Raw genomic sequence first — 21,513 nt, forward strand, 5'->3', positions numbered from 1 at the left:
GCGCCCGGGAACAGAGGAGTCGGAACCCCGCCATGCCCGCACCGCACGTGTCCCTGCCGCCCATCGACCACGTCCTGTCGCCGCACACCGGCTGGACGCGGGCGCACTGGGAGACGCTCGCCGACCGGCAGCTCGAAGCCCTGGTCCCGTACGCGACGCCGGGCTTCGCGCAGTACCGGCTGCCCGGGCGGGCCTCGTGGTCGGGGGTGGTGTCGGACGGCCTCGAAGGGTTCGCGCGGTCATTCCTGCTGGCCTCCTTCCGGATCGCCGGGGCGCGGGGCGACGTCGATCCCCGTCTCACAGAACGCTACGCGCGGGGTCTGACAGCGGGCACCGACCGCGACAGCGGCGAGGCGTGGCCCGAACTCACCGACTGCTCCCCGCAGATGGCGGAGGCCGCCTCGGTCGCCGTGGCGCTGCACGAGACCCGCCCCTGGATCTGGGACCGGCTGCACACCGAGGCGCAGGAGCGGGTCGTGGACTGGCTGTGGGGTTTTGTGGGCCGCCGCACCTGGGACAACCACTGGCGGCTCTACCAGGTGGTGGCCGAGCAGTTCCTGGCCTCGGTCGGCGCGCCCTACCGCCAGGACGACATCGACGCCGGGCTCGACCGCCTCGACGACTGGTACGTCGGCGACGGCTGGTACAGCGACGGCGACGGCCGGACTTTCGACTACCACAACGGCTGGACCATGCACCTGTACCCGCTGCTGTGGTGCCGGATGACCGGCGGAGACGGCGGCGGCCGCGGCCAGGTCTACCGCGAGCGGCTCGCCCGGTACCTCGCCGACCACCCGCGGTTCTTCGGCGCGGACGGTGCCCCCATACACCACGGCCGCTCCCTGACGTACCGTTTCGCCACCGCCGCCCCGGCATGGATGGGCGCCCTCGCCGGCTGTACGCCGCTGGAGCCGGGCCTCACCCGACGGCTGGCGTCAGGCACGGTGCGGCACTTCGTGGAGCGGGGCGTGCCCGACGAGCGCGGGCTGCTGCCGCTCGGCTGGTACGAAACGTTCCTGCCGATGACCCGGCCGTACTCGGGGCCCGCCTCCCCGTACTGGGCGAGCATGGGCTTCCTCGGGCTGCTGCTGCCTCCGGAGCACCCGGTGTGGACGGCACGCGAACTGCCGCTGCCCGTCGAGGAGTCGGACCAGTACACCGCGCTCCCGGCCCCCGGCTGGCTGTTGCACGGCACGAAGCACGACGGCATCGTCCGCCTGGTCAACCACGGCAGCGACCACAACTCCCCGTCCGCGCCCGCCGAGGACGACCCGCACTACGCGAAGTTCGGCTACTCGACGGCGACCGCGCCCGAGGCGGCTCCCCACGCCTGGGAGCGGACCGTGGACGGGCACATCGCCCTGGTGACCCCGGACGGCACCGCGTCCCGCCGGCTCACCATCGTCCCGCTGCACTGCTCCGGGCGGACGGCCGCTTCCCGCCACAACGCCCAACTGCCCGGCAGCGAGGATGAGTTCCCGATCGAGACGACGAGCGTTCTGCGCGGTCCCTGGGAGATACGCGTGCACCGGGTGCTCGCGCCGACCGGCCTGACCGTCCGGGAGGGCGGCTACGCGGTCGCCGCCGGGACCCGGCCCACCGCCGAGCGGGGCCACGGCTGGGCGCTGGCCCGCACGGACAACGGGCTGACCAGTGTCGTCGTCGCACTGCACGGCTGGGACGAGGACACGGGCATCGCGCGCGAGGTCGAGGCCAACGCCTTCGGCCCCCACTCCGCGACGCCGTACCTCCGGTGCGCGGCGGGCCGTCCGAGCGGCTCCGGCGTGTACGTCACGCTGCTCGCGCTGACGCGGGACTCCGTACACCCGCAGGCGTTACGGGAGTCGGTGTCCTGCGAGGTCGAGGGGCACGAGGTCCGGATCACGTTCCCCGAAGGGGACACCGTCTTGGTGTGAGAGGGACGTCGCCCCGGTGTGAAAGGGACGCCGTCCAGGTGGCGAGAGGGACCTCGTCTGCATGCGGAGGCGAAGGGCGCGGGTCAGAACCCGCCTTCCCGCAGCTCGATCCGCTCGACCAGCTCCGCCGCCATCGACTTGATGGTGTCGAGCCCCGCCCGCCCCCACGGCCGGGGCTCGACGTCGCTGACGCACACCGTGCCGAGCGCGATGCCCGTGCGGTCGATGAGCGGGGCGCCGAGATAGGAGTGGATGCCGAACTCGTCGACGACCGGGTTGCCGGCGAACCGGGGGTAGTCACGGACGTCCTCCAGGACCAGCGCCTTGTGGCGGACGACCACATGGGGGCAGAAGCCATGGTCCCGGGCCATATAACGGCCGATCCTCGGTTTCGCGGCGCCCGCGTGATCCGTACGCGCGTCGGCCGACGGCCCGGCCGGGACGGGGCCGTCGGGGATGTGCAGGCCCGCGAAGAACTGCCGCTCCTCGTCGATGAAGTTGACCATCGCGTACGGCGCTCCGGCGAGCTCGGCGAGCCGGTCCGCGAACGCGTCGAGGGCCGGCTCCGTGTGCTGCCCCAGACCGAGCACCCGCAGCCGCCGTGTTCTGGCGGGGGCCTCCTTGTCCTCGGGGGTGAGCAGCAGCCGACCGGCCGGACGCGGCGGGTCGTACGTCATGTGTGGGCTCCGTGGCTGGGGGCGTGCGAGGGGGCGTGGGCGAGGAGATGGCGGACGAGGGTGAGCAGGGTCTGCACTCCCGAGCTGGAGATCCGGGCGTCGCAGCGCACGACGGGCACCTCCGGGTCGAGGTCGATGGCCGCCCGCACCTCCTCCGGGTCGTAGCGGAAGCCTCCGTCGAACTCGTTGACGGCCACGATGAATCCCAGGCCGCGCTGTTCGAAGAAGTCGACGGCGGCGAAGCAGTCCTCCAGGCGGCGGGTGTCGGCGAGGATGACCGCGCCGAGCGCGCCTTCGGAGAGCTCGTCCCACATGAACCAGAACCGCTCCTGTCCGGGCGTGCCGAACAGGTACAGCACGTGTTCCGGATCGAGGGTGATGCGGCCGAAGTCCATCGCGACGGTCGTCTCGACCTTGTTCTCGATGCCGTCGAGATTGTCGGTCGCGGCGCCGACCGTGGTCAGCAGCTCCTCCGTACTGAGCGGCGCGATCTCGCTCACCGCGCCGACAAAGGTGGTCTTTCCTACTCCGAACCCTCCCGCCACCAGGATCTTCAAGGCGGTGGGAAAGGGGTCAGAGCTGTCGTCGTAGTCCATCGAGCACTGCCTCCAGAAGAGACCGGTCAGTGGGGTTGTGGTGGAACGTCGGGGGCTTCATGGACAGCGCCCCGCAGTCGACGAGATCGGACAGCAGCACCTTGGTCACCGCGGCGGGCAGTCTCAGATGCGCGGCGACCTCGGCGACCGACACGGGGTCCCGGCACAGTTCGAGTGCCTGGGCGTGCTCGGGGCCGAGGTAGCCGAGAGGGGTGACGCCGGTGGCCATCACCTGCGACAGAAGGTCGAGCGCGGTGCTCGGCCGGGTCCGGCCGTTGCTGACCTGGTAGGGGCGCACAAGGCGTCCGGCCGCATCGTCAAGCCAGGGCCCGTCGCCGGCCGAGGTCACGCTCAAGGCCTCATCGCCGACGGTTCGACGGAGTGCTGCCTCGGCGCGGTCATCAGGTACGGGCGGACGCTCTTGACCAGCATCGCCATCTCGTAGCCGAGCACGGCCGCATCGGCGTCGCGTCCGGCGAGCACGGCAAGACAGGTGCCGGAGCCCGCGGTGGACACGAACAGCAGGGTGGAGTCCAGCTCGACGACGACCTGGCGTACGTCACCGCCGTCACCGAAGCGGACGCCCGCGCTGCGGCCCAGGGAGTAGAGCCCGGAGGCCAGGGCGGCCATGTGGTCGGCGCTGTCGGGGTCGAGCCCGTGCACCGACTTCACGAGGCCGTCGCAGGAGAGCAGCACGGCGCTCCTGGTGTGCGGTACGCGCTGCACCAGGCCGCTCATCAGCCAGTCGAGGTCGGATGCGTGCCCGGTCGGCACATCGCTCGCCATGGGGGATCGACTCCTTGAAGTACGCAGGTCTGCGGGAGCGGAAGTGGGGGTGGGGGTGGGGGTGGGGGTCGCGTGGTTCATCCGGCTGGTGTGCTCCCGTCGTGCCGGGCGGTGAGGTCATGACCTGGCGCGGGCGCCGTCTCGTGCGCCGCGTGCGCCTCGGGTGGTTCGTGCGCCGGGTGCGCCGGGTGCGCTTCCCCTATGGGCGTTTCATCCATGTGGGCCGCGTCCCGGAACTGGGCCTCGGCGAGCCCGATGCCGCGCTGGAACGCCGCCATCAGACCGGGGTCGTGGCCTACGTGGAACTCGGAGTCCGGCCGGGGTGCGGGTCCGTCGCGCAGTTCGGGCACGAGGTGCTCCTGAGCCCGCCGTCTGGGCAGTTGGGGCTTGCTCATGGTGCCGCGCACCACACCGCCGCGCGGGGTCGGGGGCGTGACCGTGTTCTCGGCGACGAACCGCCGATCGCCGGGACGGATACCGGGCACGGCCTCCGCCGGGTTGGCCCGCGTCTCGGCACCGCGCACCGGGAGCGGGGCCGGAGCACCACTGTTCACGGCCGACAGCCCGCCCGGCGCGCCGTCCCGCCGCGGCTGCACCGGCACGGCGGTCCTAACGCCGTATCCGTCGTACGACGGATACGACGCGGACTCGTGAAACGGCACCCGCGGTACGTCGACGGAGGCACCCGGAACCACGCCCGGGACGGGGATCGGCGTCCCGTGGGCGGGAGTTCCGTGAGCGAGAGTTCCATGGGCGGGAGTCCCATGGGCGGGAGTCCCATGGGCCGGTGTCCCATGGGCAGCCGTCCCGTGAGCCGGGGTCCCATGGGCCGGTGTCCCATGGGCCGGTGTCCCGTGAGCCGGGGTCCCATGGGCCGGTGTCCCATGTGCGGGCGTGCCATGTGGTGGCGTGCCATGGGCCGGCACGTCCTGCCCCGGCGTGCCGTGGCGAGGCATGCTCCTCAGCGGCGGCTCCTGTGCCGACATGCCATGAGAAACCGCGGCTCCATGTGTTGAAGAGCTGTGTGCCGAAGAGCTGTGTGCCGAAGAGCTGTGTGCCTCAGGCCCATGTACCGGAGCGGCATGTGTCGGAGCAGCGTGTGTCGGAGTGGCATGTGCTGGAACCCCCGGCACCGAAGCACCATGCGCCGAGGCACCTTGTGCCGAACCGGCATGTGCCTGAGCACCATGTGCGGAACCCCCATGTGCGGGACCACCACGCCCGACCGCCCCCTCACGCCCGGAAGCGCCTTGCCCCAACACTCCGGCCCCCGGACCGGCACCGACACCTCCCGCCGTGACCGCCCGCTGAGACCCAGCCCCGGAACCAGCCACAGCCACAGCCCCGGAACGGGCCCCCGCATCGGCCCCACCCCCGGCCGGCTGCTCCCCCTCCGCCCCCAGCAGCGCCTGCGGCACGACCAGTACGGCCTGTACGCCACCGTAGATATTGGTCTGCAGCCGCACCACGATCCCGTGCCGACGCGCGAGCTGCGAGACCACGAACAACCCGATGCGGCCGTCCTGCAGCAGACTCGCGACGTTCACCTGATCCGGATCGGCGAGCAACGCGTTCATCTTGTGCTGCTCGGCCAGCGGCATCCCGAGCCCGCGGTCCTCGACCTCGACGGCGAGCCCGGACGTGACCACGTTGGCCCGCAGCAGCACTTGGGTGTGCGGCGCCGAGAACACCGTGGCGTTCTCGACGAGTTCGGCCAGCAGATGGATCACGTCGGCGACGGCGTGCCCCCGCACGGTGCCGTCGATCGGCGGGACGAGTTTGACCCTCGAGTACTGCTCGACCTCGGCGATCGCGGAGCGCAGTACCTCGGTCATGGAGACCGGGTTGCTCCACTGCCGGCGCGACACGGCCCCGCCGAGCACGGCGAGGTTCTCGGCGTGCCGCCGGATACGGGTGGCGAGGTGGTCGACGTGGAACAGACCCTTGAGCAGGTCCGGGTCCTCGATCTCGTTCTCCAGCTCGTCGAGGATCGAGATCTCGCGGTGCACCAGCGACTGCAGCCGCCGTGCCAGGTTGACGAAGACCTCGACCTTCTGCTCGCTGCCCGCCTGGCTGGAGAGCTGGGCCGCCTGGACGACCGCGTTCACGGCGCCGTCGTGCGCCCGCGCCAGGTCGTCCTCGAGCAGGTCGAACTCGTCGGCGTCCGAGGCGGGCCGGCCGACGGGTCGTGGCTCGGGCGGCCCCTCGCCCCGGCGCAGGGTCTCGACGAGGGCACGCAGATCGGACTGGCCGCGGGCGCTGGTGCGGCGCAGTGTGCCGACGCGCTCGTGCACGGACCTGGCGGCGCGGTCGGCGGCCACGGCGGCGATCACGATGCCCGCGAGAGCCACCGCGACGGCCCCGCCGAGCACGATCCACAGGGTGGGGCCGGGCCGTGCGGCGGTCGTGCGGACGGTGAAGAGCACCGCGGCGCTGGCGCTGAGGGCGACCGCGATGGGCGGCAGGACCGCGAGGCGGAGGAGCTGGGGCCGTATATGGGTCTCGGGCAGCGTGGGGGCGGTGCGGGCGACCGGTCGCCCGTGCCGCCCGCCCTCGCGGCGGTCTGCGCGTGCGGCCGGTGCGCGAAGGTGAGACATCGACGTCCTCGTACTGGTGTGTCGGGGCCGTGGGGGCTCCCGCGGGTTCTGCGACCGAGGCATGCGCCGACTGGGACACGCGCCATCGCTGCGCCGGTCGAGAGAGTCGAAGAATTCGGCCCCGTGTCGCTCAGCGGCCACTCACAGTAGTCGCCACCGCATCATGTGCGATGGGCAGTTGACAAAGTCCGGCGGCCTGCGTCCCGCTCTGGTATGAGGGTTCGTACGACAGGCCGATAAACCCCTCGCACGCCCGTTCCCGTGCGTCGGCGAACCGATCAGACCTGGTCAGAAGCGGTCAGCAAAAATCGGCGAGGGCCGAGGAGCAGGATGCTCCTCGGCCCTCGCCGATTGCCTTCGAATGCCTCCGCGCGCTTCTACGTCACCCTGCGGGGACGGTTTCCGGGTCTCCGGTGTCCTCCTTGGTGTCACGCGGTGTGTCACGCACCGTCTCCTCGACGGCGGGCCAGCCGCCTTCCGGGACGACTGCCACACCGCGCCACCAGGGCTCGGACGGGACGGTCTCCGCGGTCGGCTCGAAGGGCTCGCCGGGCCGGGGCAGCGCGATGCGGGCGCCGACCGCGCGGGCGGCGGTGACGGTGCCCTCGCCGGGCTCGGCCCAGGGGTGTGCCGCGAGGTTGAACGTCGCCCAGTGGATCGGCATCATCACGCCGCTGGGCCGGCCGCCCTGGAGGTCCAGATGGGCCCGCATGCCCTCCTCGGGCGTCATGTGGATGTCGGGCCAGAACTCGCTGTACGCGCCGATCTGGATCATCGTGGCGTCGAAGGGGCCGTGTTCGGCGCCGATGTCCGCGAAACCGGCGAAGTACCCCGTGTCGCCGCTGTGGTAGATCCGGTGCTCGTCCCCCGCCACGGCCCAGGAGGCCCAGAGGGTGTGCTGCGTGTTGCGCAGGCCGCGGCCGCAGAAGTGGCGGGCGGGTGTGGCGGTCAGCGAGATTCCGCCGACCTTCGTCGTCTCGTGCCAGTCGAGCTCGCGCAGCCTGTCCGCGGAGACGCCCCAGTGCTCCAGGTGGGCGCCGACGCCGAGCGGCACCGCGAACACCGTGTCCGTACCGGCCAGGGCCTTGATCGTGGGCAGGTCCAGGTGGTCGTAGTGGTCGTGCGAGATGACGACCACGTCCACCGGGCCGAGCGCCTCCAGCGGGAGGGGCACGGGGTGCAGCCGCTTGGGACCGGCGAAGGCGAACGGGGAGCAGCGCTCGCCCCAGACGGGGTCGAAGAGCACCCGGTGCCCGTCGATCTCGGCGAGGACGCTGGAGTGCCCCATCCACGTCAGCCGCAGCCCGTCGGCCGGTGGCCTGGCCAGGTCGGCGAGGGTCGTGGCATGCACCGGCACCGTGCCCGCAGGGGCGCGGCGGACACGCTCCTCCTTGCGGAAGAACGACCGCGCGAACTCGAGCATGGCGCCGTCGGGCCGGGGTGCGCCCTCGGGGTTCCGGAAGACGCCGTCCGCGTAGTTCGGCGATCTGCGGATGCGCTCCATGCGCTCACCGCTCGGATCCGCGCCGAACGCGGCGGGCCGCAGCGCACGGAGCCCGGAGCTAAGAGAACGGGAACCGGTCACGGCACCTCCAGGTGGAGTCGGTCTGACTTTCCATTATGGTCGCCGCCTCTGACAGCGCCGGGTCGGGCGTATGGCAGGGCGGCTTCCGCGCGGGCCATGGCGGGATCCATCGAGTACGAGATCACGTTCTACTGAAGATCCATTCAGTGTGTTGACAGATACATGCAGCACTTTCGATACTGACCGACCATTCAGTAAAGGCGAGCCGGTACCAGCGCCGGGGCACATCGCGCTCCCGGCCTCACGCCGGTCAAACGCTCCGAACCTGTCACCTTGTTCCCCTGATTCCGCTTGTTCCCCTGTTTCTCTGTTCCCAGATCCCCGTTCCCGAGGAGCCCCATGACCGCCCAGGACAGCAGCCCGTTGATGACGCTCACCTGGACCGACCACGTCACCGGCCGTCAGGGGCACCTGGTCGTGGACCGGCTGGTACGCGGTGTCTCCAGCGGCGGGCTGCGCATGCGGGCGGGCTGCACGCTGGACGAGGTCACCGGGCTCGCCCGTGGCATGACCATGAAGGAAGCCCTGCACTACAACCCCGAGAGCCGCTACGTGCCGCTTGGCGGCGCCAAGGGCGGCATCGACTGCGATCCCCAGGCACCGGAGGCGTACGGCCTGCTCGTGCGCTATCTGCGTGCCATGCGTCCGTACATCGAGAGCCTCTGGACCACCGGGGAGGATCTCGGCCTCACCCAGGACCTCGTCGACCGGGCCGCGGCGGAGGCGGGGCTCGTGTCGTCGATCCAGGCCGTGTATCCGCTGCTCGACGACGAGGCGGCGGCCCGGTGGCGGCTGGCGGACGCGTTCGCGGTCGAGGTGGACGGCATCGGGCTCGACGAGTTGGTCGGCGGCTGCGGGGTGGCCGAGTCGGTCCTCGCGGCCCTGGACCGGGCCGGGGTCGCGTACGAGGGGACCCGGGTCGCCGTGCAGGGTCTGGGCACGATGGGCGGGGCCACGGCCCGCTTCCTCACGCGCGCGGGGCTCAGGATCGTGGCAGTCGCCGACGTGAAGGGCACGATCGCGAACCCCGGGGGGCTGGACGTCGACGCGCTGCTCGCCGCCCGGGACTCGTACGGAACGATCGACCGCGCAGTGCTGCGTCCGGGCGACCGCGAACTGCCCGGCGACGCCTGGCTGTCCGCCGAGGCCGACGTACTGGTGCCGGCGGCGGTCTCGTACGCGATCGACACCACCAACCAGGGGCGGATCACGGCCCGTTGGATCGTCGAGGCCGCCAACATGCCCGTCCTGCCGGGCGCGGAGCAACTGCTCGCCGGCCGCGGTGTCACCGTCCTGCCGGACGTCGTGGTCAACTCCGGGACCAACGCCTGGTGGTGGTGGACGCTGTTCGGCGACATCGGGGCCGACGCGGAAGAGGCGTTCGCGTACACGCGGCGCTCGATGCGCGCCCTGATCGACCGGACGCTCGCGCGCGCGGAGGCCGACGGGACGACACCGCGGGCGGCCGCGCACGCGATCGTCGCGGACCGGCTGCCGTTGATCGCGGAACGGTTCGGCTGGTACCGGTGACGCCGTCGGCGGGGCCGGTCCAGGTCGGTGACGGCCCGGCCGCGGCCGGTAACCGACCCTCCACCGGCACACCCCGGGGCGACGCAATAGGGTTGCCCGGTGACAAGAGTGCGGTTGAGCGTGGCGGAGCGGCGTGAGGAACTGCTGCGGGCCGCCATCCAGCAGATCGAGGAGCGGGGCGTGTCCGCGGTGCGGATCGCCGATGTGGCGACCTCGCTCGGGGTGAGCAATGCGCTGGTGCTCTATCACTTCTCGACGAAGGAGAAACTGGTCGCCGCCGCGTTCACGTACGCGGCCGAGGACGACCTCGCCCATCTGCGCAAGCTGCTCGGCCGCCGGACGACCGCGCTGCGGCGGCTGCGGGCGGCGGTGCGCTGGTACGCCCCGACCGGACAGGCCAAGGGCTGGCGCCTGTGGATCGAGGGCTGGGCGGTGGCGCTGCGCGAGCCTACGCTGCGGGACGTCACGCGTGACCTCGACCGGCAGTGGAAGGCCGCGCTCACCGAGGTCATCGCGGAGGGCGTGGCCGCGGGCGAGTTCCACTGCCCGGACCCCACGAGCACGGCGCTGCGTCTCACCGCCCTGCTGGACGGGCTCGCCGTCCAGATGACGGCGTACCCAGGCGCCGTGTCACGCGCCCGCACCCAGGAGTGGGTGGACGAGGCACTGGCCCGCGAGCTGGGGCTGGAACGCGCGGCGCTGACGACCCCGGGCGCCTGAGGCGGAGTACCGACGTATCGCCGATTCACGGGCGCGGAGCAGCGCGCCCCCTCGTCGATCACCGCCGAGGGATGGCAACTTCCTCGACATCACCGGCCGGGAGACGGCTCGGCCTCACCTGGAGCTGCAGCAGGGGGATGGTGAGGCCCCCTCGACATCACCGGCCGAATGGTGGCGGGGCTTCCCCGACGCCGCCGGCCAAAGGCGGAGGGGCTTCCCCGACGTCACCCGTCGGGAAAGCCCCGCCGCTCCGCGGACATTCGGGCCACCGGTCTCGACCACTGGTCGAACCGCGACCCGCCCCCGAAGACCCTCAGGTCCTCGGACCTTCAAGCCACCGGCTCGATCCGCATCTTGATGTCGCCGGGCGACAGGCTTCCCTTCGCCACCACGCGGTCCCCGGAGGACTCCCCGCGCAGTCGCCGCCCGATCCACGGCACCAGGTACTCGCGCGCCCATTGGATGTTGTCGCGCCGCATTTCGAGCGTGCCGCGCGGGGGCAGCGGCGGCCACGGCTGGTCGGGGTCCGCGGGCACTTCCAGGCCGAGGACCTGGCCGGCGCGCAGGGCCACCCGCGTGTGCCCCTCGGGCGACAGATGGAGCCGGTCGCCGTCCCAGGCCCGCCGGTCCTGGATGGTCTTGAGGGACCACAGGTCGAGCACGGGACAGCCGTACCGGTCGGCGATGGCCCGGATGTGGAGGTTGTACGTGGCGATCTTGCCGCGCATGTGCCTGAGCACAGGTACGCCACGGGTGTCGAAGCCGGTGGTCACGAGAACCGTGCCGACGGCCGACGTGAGGTCCGCGACGGCGCGCTCGAAGCGCTCCGCGACCTCGTCGGGATCGGTGCCCGGCCGGATGATGTCGTTGCCGCCCGCGCAGAAGGAGACCAGGTCCGGCGCGAGTTCCTTCGCGCGCGTCAACTGGTCCTCGACGATCTGGTCGAGGAGTTTCCCGCGGACGGCGAGGTTGGTGTAGTCGAAGTCGCCCTCGGGCCGGCGGTCCGCGAGAAGCACCGCGAACCGGTCGGCCCAGCCGACGAACGCCCCGTCCGGGCCAAGGTCGCCGACGCCCTCGGTGAAGCTGTCCCCCACCGCCACGTACGACCCGATCACTGATCTGTTGTCATTCTTCGAATCGTCTGCCACATCGGGCCATGATTCACCTTCGGGTGTGAGCTACGCGACCGTAGGAAGGGGTTGACGCGCGGTGAGATAAGCCACTCGTCAAGTGTTGGTCAATCCCGGAATAAGGGGTTCGATCAGGGACGTTGTCGCAGCTCCCGCACCCGGAAGTCCGTGATCCTGAAGTGACTCCACACGGTCCGGAACGCGAAGTGCCCGCTCGTGTACGGCTCTTGGTCCACGAAGCCGAGGACGAGCCGCTCGTTGTTCCACCACTGGACCGTCGAGCCGTTCGAGACGATCCGGACCCGGTTGGGCTCGTTCGCCGCGAGCAGGGGCTCCGTGTAGTCGAGGACGAGCGGCCGCACGCCCGCCTGACCGACGTAACGGCGCAGCCTGGTCGTGGTGTTGGTGTTGGCGCCGTATCCGGCGTAGTACGTCGTGAGGTGGTCGTACTCTTCGAGCGCGCCGCCCCGGTGCGTGGCGAAGAGGTCCTCCGGGGAGCGGACGTCCGTGGCGTTCCAGAAGTTGTTGAGGTCCGAGACCCGGTCGTTGACGCCGCCCGCGGAGACCGGCGTGGCGGTGTACTCCAGGACGTACGGCCCTTGGAGCCTTCGCTTGAACCACACGGTCGCGCCGCTCGGCACGTCCATCTCCAGGACGCCCCGGGACGCGGTGACGCTGCCGCCGTCCTGCAGTTCCGTCACCCACTGACCGAGGCCGTGCCGGAAGTCGTCGCGGGCGATGAGGCGCCCCGGACGGTGGCGCACCGCCGCGCCCGCGGTCTGCGCGGGGACGAGCGCCGTGAGCGCGGCACCGGCGGCCAGGACTCCGAAGGCTCTGCGTGTGGTCGTCATGTGGACCTCCATGGCAGGGAAGCGCACAGAAAGCGCTTGCGGAGATCACTGTGTCCCGGCTTCCGCACCCCTGTCGACACATCGCCCGGCCATGCCACAGAACCGAAACACCGAAGGCCGGACCCCGGGGATCACAGGGTCCGGCCTTCGGAGACGAGCGGAGCGGTACGCCCGGCGGGGGCGTGCCCGGCGTCGGGTCAGATGGAGACGCCCTTGCCGCGCAGGTACGCCAGCGGGTCCACGTCCGAGCCGTAGTCCGGGGTTGTGCGGATCTCGAAGTGCAGGTGCGGGCCGGTGACATTGCCCGTCGCGCCGGAGAGACCGACCTGCTGGCCCTCGGTCACGGCCTGTCCGGCCGAGACAGAGAGGGAGGACAGGTGGGCGTACTGGGCGTAGTGGCCGTCGTCGAGCTGGATGACGACCTGGTTGCCGTACGCGCCGCCCCAGCCGGCCGAGACGACCGTGCCCGCGCCGACGGACTTGAGGGACGTGCCGGTCGGGACCACGAAGTCGACGCCGGTGTGGTACCCGCTGGACCACATGCTGCCCGACATCTTGTACGGGGTGCCGACGCTCGCGCCCGCGACCGGCAGCGTGAAGCCGGCGGCACTGGCCTTGTCCGCGGCCTTGGGGGCGGCGGCTGCCTTGGGAGCGGCCGCCTTCTTCGCGGAGGACTGGGTGGCCTTGGAGGCGCCGGAGTCGGAGCTCGACGTGGCGGCGGCCTTGCCGATCGACAGCTTCAGGCCCGGGTGGATGAGCGCCGGGTCACCGCCGATCGCCTTGCGGTTGTCCTCGTACAGCTTCTTCCAGCCACCGCTGACGTCCTGCGTGTCGGCGATCTTCGACAGGGAGTCGCCCGCACGCACCGAATAGGTCTTGGCCGCGGCCTTCTTCGCCTCGGCCTGCTTGTCGGCGGCGGCAGGCGCCGATTCGGCGGCCTTGCTCGCGACATTCGAGACACTCGCCACGGAATCGGCGGCGGACTGCGGAGTCGCGGCGTGCGCTCCGGTCGCACCGAGCAGCGGAAGGGCGAGCGCCGCGCCGCCGGTTCCGGCGACGGCTATGGAGCGGGTGAAACGCTGGGACTTGGGACGGCGGTGCTTACCCTTCGCGGGCATGGCGAATTCCTCTCCGGCGCCTGCGAGGTGAGCTGTCGGGTGCGAGCTGGAGATGCCCGGCCGTGTTTGCGCACGACTTAACCCCTAGCCGTTCCGGAGACCGGAACAGGCGTTCTACCTGTGGGTCCCCCGCTCCTGCCGTGTACGGGTGGGTGAGCGGATTCCGGGCGGCGGCAGGATTGGGCGTCCGTCCGGATTGGTGGCGAACGTAAGCGACATGAAGACGCAGGAACAACCTTTGGGGTTTCCTGTGTGCCCCGTTCTCTTGATCCCTGACCGAAATGACGGTCACGCTGCGTAAAGCAGGGATCTCCCCCGTTTGTTAAATGCCTGAAAACACAGCCGAATTACGTGAACATGGCGACAGCGGACCGTCACGAATATGACGCTGCTCACGGAGTGCCGTTTCAGGAGCCTTTATTCCAGAGCGAGTTGGAACTAAGGCTCCATTACGGACACAACAGTCACATACGACGCAGCCGGAAAACTGCCGCATCAAGGTCACCCTGCAGCCCCGTCCGCAACCCGTGATGCAACAGCACCGCACCTCGGTGAACTTCGCCCGTTTCGAGGCATTCGTACGCCGCTGCCGGGTCGAGTCCGCGCAGCCGCACCGGAGCGACCGGCTCGCCGTAGTGCTGGGCCTGGAGCCAGGCGAGCACGACGACCTGGCCGTCACGCGTGTACTGCACGGCGCTCAACCCGCCCTCCGGCGCTCGCAGCCGGTGGAGGTCACCGCCCTGCACGACGGGCCGGATCTCCTTGTAGAGCTCCACCCACGTCCGCGCCTCGGCCAGCTCCTCGTCGCTCCACCGGGTCAGGTCGCCGCCGACACCGAGCACTCCGGCCATCGCGCTCACGAAGCGGAAGCGCAACGAACTGACGCGGCCGTTGAGCTGGACGTTCGGGCTGTCGGTGACCCAGGCGGCCATGGTCCGCGCGGGATGCACCTGGCTGAAGCCGTGCTGGATGGCGAGCCGGTCGAGCGGGTCGGTGTTGTCCGAGGTCCACACCTGGTCCGTACGCGCCATGATCCCGAGGTCGATACGGCCGCCGCCGCCCGAGCAGGACTCGAAGGCGACGCCCGGGTGGGCCTCCCTCAGCCGGTCCAGGAGGCGGTACAGGGCGTGCACATGGTCCACCCAGAGCCGTTGCGGATAGGCCTCGCCGGGCCACCCCGCGTCGGTGAAGCAACGGTTGAAGTCCCACTTCACATAGTCGATCGGCGCACTGGAGAGCAGCGCGTCGAGCTGTTCCCACAGGTACTCCTGGACATCCTCACGGGCGAGGTTCAGAACGAGCTGATTGCGCAGCTCTGTTCGCTTTCGTCCCGGTTGGAACTGCACCCAGTCGGGGTGCGCGCGGTACAGCTCGCTGTCCGGATTGACCATCTCGGGCTCGACCCAGATCCCGAACTGCATCCCCAGCGCGTGTACCTCGTCGGCGAGGGGCTTGAGGCCGGCCGGGAAGCGGTCGGGGTTGGGCGTCCAGTCGCCGAGCCCGGCCCGGTCGCTGGTGCGCGCCCCGAACCAGCCGTCGTCGACCACGAACAGCTCGACCCCCATCGCGGCGGCCCGCCGCGCCAGCACCCCCTGCTGCTCCTCGGAGATGTCGAACTCCGTGGCCTCCCAGGAGTTGTAGAGCACCGGCCGGTGCTCGTCCGCGTCCGGGATCACATACGCGCGCTGGTAGGCGTGCCAGGCACGGCTCGCCCCGCCGAATCCGCCGTCGCTCCACAGCCCCGCGAACACGGGTGTGACGAAGCTCTCCCCCGGCTCCAGCCGCAGCAGCCCCGAGTCGTCGTACCCGACCCCGCCGGTGATCTGCACGCGCGCGTCGGGGAGTTGGGCCACGGCGATCCGCCAGGTGCCCGACCACGCGAGGGCGCATCCGTAGACCTCGCCCCGCTCCTCGGTGGCCGCTCCGTCGGCGTCCAGGGCGACCCACGGCAGGTGCTGGTGCGAGGTGTGCCCGCGCCTGCTGCCGATGACCTTCTCACCGTAGGTGAGTTCGGAGCGTACGAGCCGGGACTCTGCCGCCCACCGCCCGTGCAGCTGGGACAGCCGCCAGCCGTCGCGCTGCGGCAGCGTCCAGGCCGCGGAGTCGGCGCGCAGCACCTCCAGGGCGGGCCCCTCGTTGTCGAGGGTCACCCAGCGCTCCACGACGTCGGTCCCGGCCCGCATCCGGTAGTGCAGCGTGATCCCGAGACCGGAGTCGGAGAACCGCAGCCGCAGCTCGTCGCCGTCCGCCTCGTGCGTCTCGAAGCGCCACTCGGTGCCGCGCCGCTCGTCCGTCCGCACGGACAGGGCGGGCCGTACGAAACGAGGGCCGCCCTCCACCGGGTACTCCTCATGTCCGTCGAGGGTGGCCTCGAAGGCCCAGTACTCCGGTCCCGGGCCGGCGGCGAGTGCCTCAGCGTCGGCGAGCGCGATACGCGGACCCCAGTGCAGATGCAGCAGCGCGTCGTCCTCGCCGAGCCGCAGGGCATAACTGCTCGCCGGGCCCGAAAGAAGCCACGTACGACCGTCTTCGCCGATCTCCAACATCAAACCCTCACAGATCCGAACAGGCACGCTCAATCATCAACATCATTATGTGCCGCGTACGTCCCCGGCAACGCCTGTGGACAACTCATTGGCCTACGAATCGATGTCGTATCGTCGAGAACGCACCTCGCCGACGAGCCGCGTCGGCAGCCGAATGGGAGGAGCCCCCGTGACGCAGCAGGTCCCGTCGACCGAGCCCGAGCTGGCTGGAGTGCGCAACTTCCGTGATGTGGGCGGCCTGCCGACGGTGGACGGCCGGCGGGTGGCGTACGGACGGCTGTTCCGCAGCGGCCACCTCGCGCACGCGACGGAGTCGGACGCCGCGTTCCTCGCGTCCCTGGGCCTGCACACGATCTTCGACTTCCGCAACGCCGCCGACCAGAAACTCGAAGGGCCCGACGTCGAGCTGCCAGGTGTGCGGAACGTGAATCTTCCGCTGACCGACCCGGCGCACGGCGCCGAGTTCTGGACGATGGTCCGCGACGGCGACCTGGACCAGTTGCGCTCGATCCTCGGGGACGGCAAGGCGGCGGACCGGATGATCGGCTCCTACCGCGCGATAATCAGGGAGCGCACGGCCGAGCACCGCCAGGTGCTGCACTCGATGGCCGAGGACAGCGTCCCCGCCCTGATGCACTGCGCGGCGGGCAAGGACCGCGCCGGAATCTCCATCGCCGTCACCCTGCTCGCCCTCGGTGTCGAGCGCGAGGCCATCGTCGCGGACTACCTGGAGTCGAACGCCACGCACCGCCGCTACAAGGTGCACCGCAGCAAGTCCTCCGCCTCGGCGTACTCCCCCGAGGTGATGGAGCTGCTCAGCCCCCTCTTCGACGCGCGCGCCGAGTACCTGGAAGCGGCGTTCGACACCATCGAGGAGAAGTGGGGCGGGGTGGACGCGTATCTGGAGCAGGGCCTGGGCGTGACCCCCGAGATCCGGGAGCGACTGCGGGAGCGGTTCCTCGACTGACCGGCCGCCCGCCGACCGACCCGGCATGCCGTCCTACCGACCTGGCTTCCCGACCTCGGGATCCGCTACTGCTTACTGCCCCTGGGCGCCGAGCGAGAACAGCAGGTAGATGAAGGCGGCGAAGATGTGCCCGACCGCCACGTAGATGATCAGCCGTACCCACAGAGCGCGCGGGAACTTCTCCTCCATGTCCTTCATGACGTCTCTCCAGGGGTCGTCGGTCCGAGACACAGCGTGGCCGTGGGGCTCTGCAGCAGGGTGTGTACGAAGAGAAGCTCGGCCCCGTCCCGGTCCGCGGCGGCGATCCGGTGCGGGGTCAGCGAGTCGAAGTGCGCGCTGTCGCCGGGCGCGAGGACGTGCGCGGTGTCTCCGAGGCGCAACCGCAGCTGCCCCTCCAGGACGTACAGCCACTCCTCTCCGGGGTGGACCCGCACGATGTCGCCCTGGGCTCCGTACGGGACGTGCACACGCAGGGACTGCATGCCACGGCCCGCCGCGCCGGCCTGCCAGTACGTCCAGCCACCGGCCCGGGTGGGCTCCATGTCGGCGGCACGCACGACGGCGTCCCGCTCGGCGACCGTCTCGCCGAGCAGCTCGGAGACGGTCGTACCGTAGATGCGGGCCAGTGCGAGCAGCATCGGCAGCGAGGGCTGGCGCTGTCCGGTCTCCAGACGGGACAGATGCGCGGGCGAGAGCCCGGCGGCGCGGGCCGCGGACTCCAGGGTGAGTGAGGCACGGCGCCGCAGCGCACGCAGTTGCGGTGCGACCGCGGGCAGCTCGTCGGCCGCCCCCGGCTCGGAAGGGCTCGTACCCTCGACAGGGTTCATGGCCTCCATTGAGCCGGAGGCTTACCTCTGAGGCAAATTTCTTACCTCAGAGGCAAAAAGCGAGGCCGGCCCACCGCCACGAGGCAGGCAGCGACGCGGCAGCGACGCAGGTCCGCGGCAGCGACGACGCAGGTCCGTGAGTGGCACAGAGCCCTAACGGTTGGCGACCGCCTGCTTCACCAGCGTCTTCCCGAAGTCCCACATCAGCCCGCCCCCGCTGTGCGCGTCGTCCATCACAGCGGTGAAGGCCTCCACGAACCGGTCGACGTCCCGCTCCCCGACGACCAGCGGCGGAATCAGCTTGATCACCTCCAGATGGTCGCCGGAGACCTGGGTGAGGATCCGGTGCCGTTGCAGCAGCGGCACGACCACCATCTGGGCGAACAGCCCCTTCCGCGCCGCCTGCAGCATCGTCCAACGGCTGCGCAGCTTCAGCGACTTGGGCCGCCCGAACTCGATGCCGATCATCAGCCCACGGCCGCGGACGTCGCTCAGCAGCTCGTACTTGTCGACGAGCGCCGCGAGCCGGGACTTCAACTGCTCCCCCGTGGCGCGGGCGTTGGCGACGATCTGCTCGTTCTCCATGACCGACAGGACGGCGAGGCCCGCCGCCATGGCCTGCGCGTTGGCCCCGAAGCTCGCGGAGTGCACGAGGACGCGGTCCATGGTCGAGTAGACCTTCTTGAAGATCCAGTCCTTGCCGAGCGTCGCCCCGACCGGCACATACCCGCCGGACAGCGCCTTGGCCACGCACACCAGATCCGGCTCCACGCCGTCCTCGTGCTGGTAGGCGTAGAAGTCCCCGGTCCGCCCGAGCCCCGTCTGCACCTCGTCCGCGATGAGCAGCGCCTTGTGCCTGCGCAGCAACTCCTGTGCGCCGCGCAGATATCCGGGCGGCGACTCGTGCACGCCCTTGCCCTGGATCGGCTCGACGATCAGCGCGGCGACGTCGCCCTTCTTCAACTCCCTTGCCAGCGCGTCGAGATCGCCGAGCGGGACGGCCGTGTCGGGCAGCAGCGGGGCGAAGCCGTCCCGGAAGCCGTCCTCACCGTTCACGGACAGGGATCCGGTGGTCAGACCGTGGAAGGCGTGCGTGCAGTACAGAACCCTCGGCTTCCCGGTCGCGTACCGGGCGAACTTCAGCGCCGTCTCGACGGCCTCCGTACCGCTGTTGCCGAAGAACACCCGGTCCAGATGCGGACTGTGCGTGAGCAGCTTCTCCGCCAGCAGCCCGGGCAGCGGCTGGCAGTCGAAGCGCGTGAGGTCGGCGAGTTGGGCGTCGAGGACGTCGTGTAGCGCCTTGCGGACGACGGGGTGATGGCGGCCCAGGCCCATCACCCCGAACCCGGCCAGCATGTCCAGGTACTCGTTGCCGTCCGCGTCCCAGAAGTACGCGCCCTCGGCCCGCTCGTAGACCTTGTCGAAGCCGATGGTGTGCAGCATGCGCGGCAGCTGGTGGTTCAGATGCTTCGCGTGCAGCTCGTAGCGCTCGGCTCCACGCTCGGCGAGCAGGCCTGCGAGGTCGAACTCCTGGGGCTTGCTGGTGGTCATTCCTGTTTCTCCTTGGACGCATGCTCCTTGCCCGCCGGCTTCTTGGCGGTCTGCCTCTTCGCGACGCGCTGCCTGGCGGGCTGCGCCTTCGAAGCACTCTGCCCGGCGGACCGCGCCTTCGAGACGCCGGACGCGGAGGACGAGGAGGCCTTCGCCCCGGCGGCCTGCCCGTTCACAGCCCGCCCCTCGGCCGCGGGTTCGGCCTCCATGACCGTCGAGCGCGCCTCCCGGGTGGCCAGGCTCGCACTGATCCGTCCCGCGATCTCGACCGGCGTGAGACCGATGTCGGCGAGCACCTCACCGCGCTTGGCGTGCGCGAGGAACTGCTCGGGGATCCCGAACCGCCGTACGGGCACGTCGACTTCGGCGTCCCCGAGGGCGAGCGCGACCGCCGCGCCCACGCCGGCCGCCCGGCTGTTGTCCTCGACGACGGCGACCAGGCGGTGTTCGGCGGCGAGGCCGGGCAGCGCGGGATCGACGGGCTTGACCCAACGCGGGTCCACGACCGTGCAGTTGAGACCCCGCGCCTCCAGCAGTTCGGCCGCCTGGAGGCACACCGGCGCCATCACACCGACGGCCACGAGGAGCACTTCGGGCCGCTCGCCGCGATGCAGGACGTCCACGCCGCCGACCCGGTCGACCGCCGGAACGACCGGCCCCACCGACTCCTTGGGGAACCGGATCAGGGTCGGGGCGTCGTCCACCGCGACCGCCTCGCGCAGCTGGGCGCACAGTTGGTCGGCGTCGCGCGGCGCGGCGATCCTGAGCCCCGGCACGACCTGGAGGATCGACATGTCCCACATGCCGTTGTGTGACGCACCGTCAACTCCCGTGACCCCGGCGCGGTCCAGCACGAAGGTCACTCCGCAGCGGTGCAGTGCGACATCCATCAGCAGCTGGTCGAAGGCACGGTTCAGGAAGGTCGCGTACACCGCGACGACCGGATGCAGTCCGCCCGTCGCGAGCCCGGCCGCGGACACCGCAGCGTGCTGTTCGGCGATACCCACGTCCCACACCCGGTCGGGGAACCTCTCCGCGAACTTCGCGAGGCCCACCGGGTGCAGCATGGCCGCCGTGATCGCCACGACGTCCTCGCGCGCCTCACCGATCCGTACGATCTCGTCGCCGAACACCGAGGTCCAGGAAGGGCCGTTGGACGGCGCGAGGGGCTCGCAGGTGAGCGGGTCCATCACACCGACCGTGTGGAAGTGGTCCTCCTCGTGGGCGATCGCGGGCTCGTAGCCGCGCCCCTTCTCCGTCAGACAGTGGATGAGTACGGGCCCGTGGAATCGTTTCGCACGCCGCAGCGCCGACTCCACCGCGCCCACGTCGTGCCCGTCGATCGGCCCGACGTACTTCAGCCCCAGGTCCTCGAACATGCCCTGCGGCGCGAACGCGTCCTTGAACCCCTTCTTCGCGCCGTGCAGCGACTCGTAGAGCGTGCCGCCGATGACGGGTGTGCGCAGCAGCACGTCCTTGCCCCAGGCCAGGACCTTCTCGTAGCTGTCGGTGGTCCGCAGGGTCGCCAGATGGTTCGCGAGGCCGCCGATGGTCGGCGAGTACGAACGCTCGTTGTCGTTGACGACGATGATCAGCGGCCGGTCCTTGGCGGCCGCGATGTTGTTCAGCGCCTCCCACGCCATACCGCCGGTGAGCGCGCCGTCGCCGATGACCGCGACGACGTGCCCCTTCTCCCCCTGCACCTGGCGGGCCTTGGCGAGCCCGTCGGCCCAGCCGAGCGCGGTGGACGCGTGGCTGTTCTCGATGATGTCGTGCTCGGACTCCTCGCGCGACGGGTAGCCGGACAGGCCGCCCTTGCCACGCAGCTTGGAGAAGTCCTGACGTCCCGTCAGCAGCTTGTGTACGTAGCTCTGATGGCCGGTGTCCCACAGAATGCGGTCGACCGGCGACTCGAAGACCCGGTGGAGCGCGATGGAGAGTTCCACCACCCCCAGGTTGGGTCCCAGATGACCGCCGGTCCTGGCGACCGCGTGCACCAGGAACTCCCGGATCTCGTCGCCCAGTTGACCTATCTCCGCCTCGGACAGCGCTTTCAGGTCGCGTGGTCCCCGGATGCTCTCCAGAATCGTCACGCTCGGCCCCCTCTCGGTCCGTG

Annotated in this window: 18 protein-coding genes and 1 riboswitch; of the genes, 4 read left to right on the forward strand and 14 right to left on the reverse strand. The window is 70.7% G+C overall.

All coding sequences use genetic code 11. The features are described from left to right. Nucleotides 1–32 precede the first annotated feature (32 nt). Nucleotides 33–1,916, forward strand: coding sequence for a DUF2264 domain-containing protein (locus ACZ5VQ_RS08170; RefSeq protein WP_469104198.1), 1,884 nt, complete (start codon nucleotides 33–35; stop codon nucleotides 1,914–1,916). Nucleotides 1,917–1,999: 83 nt separating this feature from the next. Here the strand turns inward: ACZ5VQ_RS08170 and ACZ5VQ_RS08175 are convergent, their stop codons facing one another. The 6 genes from ACZ5VQ_RS08175 to ACZ5VQ_RS08200 form a co-directional block, all read right to left on the reverse strand. Next, nucleotides 2,000–2,593, reverse strand: coding sequence for a GAF domain-containing protein (locus tag ACZ5VQ_RS08175; protein WP_362073076.1), 594 nt, complete (start codon nucleotides 2,591–2,593; stop codon nucleotides 2,000–2,002). Beyond that, nucleotides 2,590–3,189 carry a GTP-binding protein gene (locus ACZ5VQ_RS08180; RefSeq protein ID WP_469104199.1) on the reverse strand — a complete coding sequence of 200 codons (600 nt, stop codon included), beginning with the start codon at nucleotides 3,187–3,189 and terminating at the stop codon, nucleotides 2,590–2,592. The genes ACZ5VQ_RS08175 and ACZ5VQ_RS08180 overlap by 4 nt, the downstream gene beginning before the upstream one ends. Then, a complete protein-coding gene (locus tag ACZ5VQ_RS08185; RefSeq protein ID WP_143635063.1) occupies nucleotides 3,167–3,538 on the reverse strand; it encodes a DUF742 domain-containing protein in 372 nt (123 codons plus the stop codon). The genes ACZ5VQ_RS08180 and ACZ5VQ_RS08185 overlap by 23 nt, the downstream gene beginning before the upstream one ends. Nucleotides 3,539–3,540: 2 nt before the next feature. Next, complete coding sequence (locus tag ACZ5VQ_RS08190; RefSeq protein ID WP_055509592.1) at nucleotides 3,541–3,975, reverse strand: roadblock/LC7 domain-containing protein; 435 nt, start codon at nucleotides 3,973–3,975, stop codon at nucleotides 3,541–3,543. A gap of 77 nt (nucleotides 3,976–4,052) precedes the next feature. After that, complete coding sequence (locus tag ACZ5VQ_RS08195; protein WP_469104200.1) at nucleotides 4,053–6,572, reverse strand: sensor histidine kinase; 2,520 nt, start codon at nucleotides 6,570–6,572, stop codon at nucleotides 4,053–4,055. 382 nt (nucleotides 6,573–6,954) lie between these two features. Next, nucleotides 6,955–8,157, reverse strand: coding sequence for an MBL fold metallo-hydrolase (locus tag ACZ5VQ_RS08200; RefSeq protein ID WP_362073085.1), 1,203 nt, complete (start codon nucleotides 8,155–8,157; stop codon nucleotides 6,955–6,957). A gap of 339 nt (nucleotides 8,158–8,496) precedes the next feature. On the opposite strand from ACZ5VQ_RS08200, the gene ACZ5VQ_RS08205 reads away from it, so the two are divergent. Beyond that, nucleotides 8,497–9,687, forward strand: a complete 1,191-nt coding sequence (locus ACZ5VQ_RS08205; protein WP_469104201.1) for a glutamate dehydrogenase — start codon at nucleotides 8,497–8,499, stop codon at nucleotides 9,685–9,687. Nucleotides 9,688–9,786: 99 nt separating this feature from the next. After that, complete coding sequence (locus ACZ5VQ_RS08210) at nucleotides 9,787–10,407, forward strand: TetR/AcrR family transcriptional regulator (RefSeq protein ID WP_362073091.1); 621 nt, start codon at nucleotides 9,787–9,789, stop codon at nucleotides 10,405–10,407. 329 nt (nucleotides 10,408–10,736) lie between these two features. Here the strand turns inward: ACZ5VQ_RS08210 and ACZ5VQ_RS08215 are convergent, their stop codons facing one another. The 4 genes from ACZ5VQ_RS08215 to ACZ5VQ_RS08230 form a co-directional block, all read right to left on the reverse strand. After that, a complete protein-coding gene (locus tag ACZ5VQ_RS08215; protein WP_362073094.1) occupies nucleotides 10,737–11,522 on the reverse strand; it encodes an SGNH/GDSL hydrolase family protein in 786 nt (261 codons plus the stop codon). Between the two features lie 146 nt (nucleotides 11,523–11,668). After that, on the reverse strand, nucleotides 11,669–12,388 hold the full coding sequence (locus tag ACZ5VQ_RS08220; RefSeq protein WP_469104202.1) for a DUF6250 domain-containing protein: 720 nt from the start codon (nucleotides 12,386–12,388) through the stop codon (nucleotides 11,669–11,671). Nucleotides 12,389–12,585: 197 nt separating this feature from the next. Then, a complete protein-coding gene (locus ACZ5VQ_RS08225) occupies nucleotides 12,586–13,506 on the reverse strand; it encodes a M23 family metallopeptidase (RefSeq protein WP_362073100.1) in 921 nt (306 codons plus the stop codon). A 2-nt stretch (nucleotides 13,507–13,508) separates the two neighbouring features. Next, nucleotides 13,509–13,675, reverse strand: a riboswitch (cyclic di-AMP (ydaO/yuaA leader). Nucleotides 13,676–13,970: 295 nt separating this feature from the next. After that, the gene (locus ACZ5VQ_RS08230; protein ID WP_469104203.1) at nucleotides 13,971–16,052 is read right to left on the reverse strand and encodes an alpha-galactosidase; all 2,082 of its coding nucleotides are present in this window, start codon (nucleotides 16,050–16,052) and stop codon (nucleotides 13,971–13,973) included. Between the two features lie 169 nt (nucleotides 16,053–16,221). Between ACZ5VQ_RS08230 and ACZ5VQ_RS08235 the strand changes: the two genes are divergently transcribed. After that, nucleotides 16,222–17,019, forward strand: a complete 798-nt coding sequence (locus ACZ5VQ_RS08235; protein WP_469104204.1) for a tyrosine-protein phosphatase — start codon at nucleotides 16,222–16,224, stop codon at nucleotides 17,017–17,019. A gap of 72 nt (nucleotides 17,020–17,091) precedes the next feature. Here the strand turns inward: ACZ5VQ_RS08235 and ACZ5VQ_RS08240 are convergent, their stop codons facing one another. The 4 genes from ACZ5VQ_RS08240 to dxs all read right to left on the reverse strand — a co-directional run bounded on the left by ACZ5VQ_RS08240 (nucleotide 17,092) and on the right by dxs (nucleotide 21,490). Next, nucleotides 17,092–17,217 (reverse strand): DUF6126 family protein, encoded by a 126-nt coding sequence (locus ACZ5VQ_RS08240; RefSeq protein WP_055616152.1) that lies wholly within the window; start codon nucleotides 17,215–17,217, stop codon nucleotides 17,092–17,094. Next, on the reverse strand, nucleotides 17,214–17,846 hold the full coding sequence (locus ACZ5VQ_RS08245; RefSeq protein WP_362073109.1) for a helix-turn-helix domain-containing protein: 633 nt from the start codon (nucleotides 17,844–17,846) through the stop codon (nucleotides 17,214–17,216). Before ACZ5VQ_RS08245 ends, ACZ5VQ_RS08240 begins: the two co-directional genes overlap by 4 nt. 153 nt (nucleotides 17,847–17,999) lie before the next feature. Further along, the gene (locus tag ACZ5VQ_RS08250; RefSeq protein ID WP_469104205.1) at nucleotides 18,000–19,397 is read right to left on the reverse strand and encodes an aspartate aminotransferase family protein; all 1,398 of its coding nucleotides are present in this window, start codon (nucleotides 19,395–19,397) and stop codon (nucleotides 18,000–18,002) included. Then, nucleotides 19,394–21,490, reverse strand: coding sequence for a 1-deoxy-D-xylulose-5-phosphate synthase (gene dxs, locus ACZ5VQ_RS08255; protein ID WP_469104206.1), 2,097 nt, complete (start codon nucleotides 21,488–21,490; stop codon nucleotides 19,394–19,396). The genes ACZ5VQ_RS08250 and dxs overlap by 4 nt, the downstream gene beginning before the upstream one ends. Nucleotides 21,491–21,513 lie beyond the last annotated feature (23 nt).

Source organism: Streptomyces sp. NPDC033178, assembly GCF_055577685.1.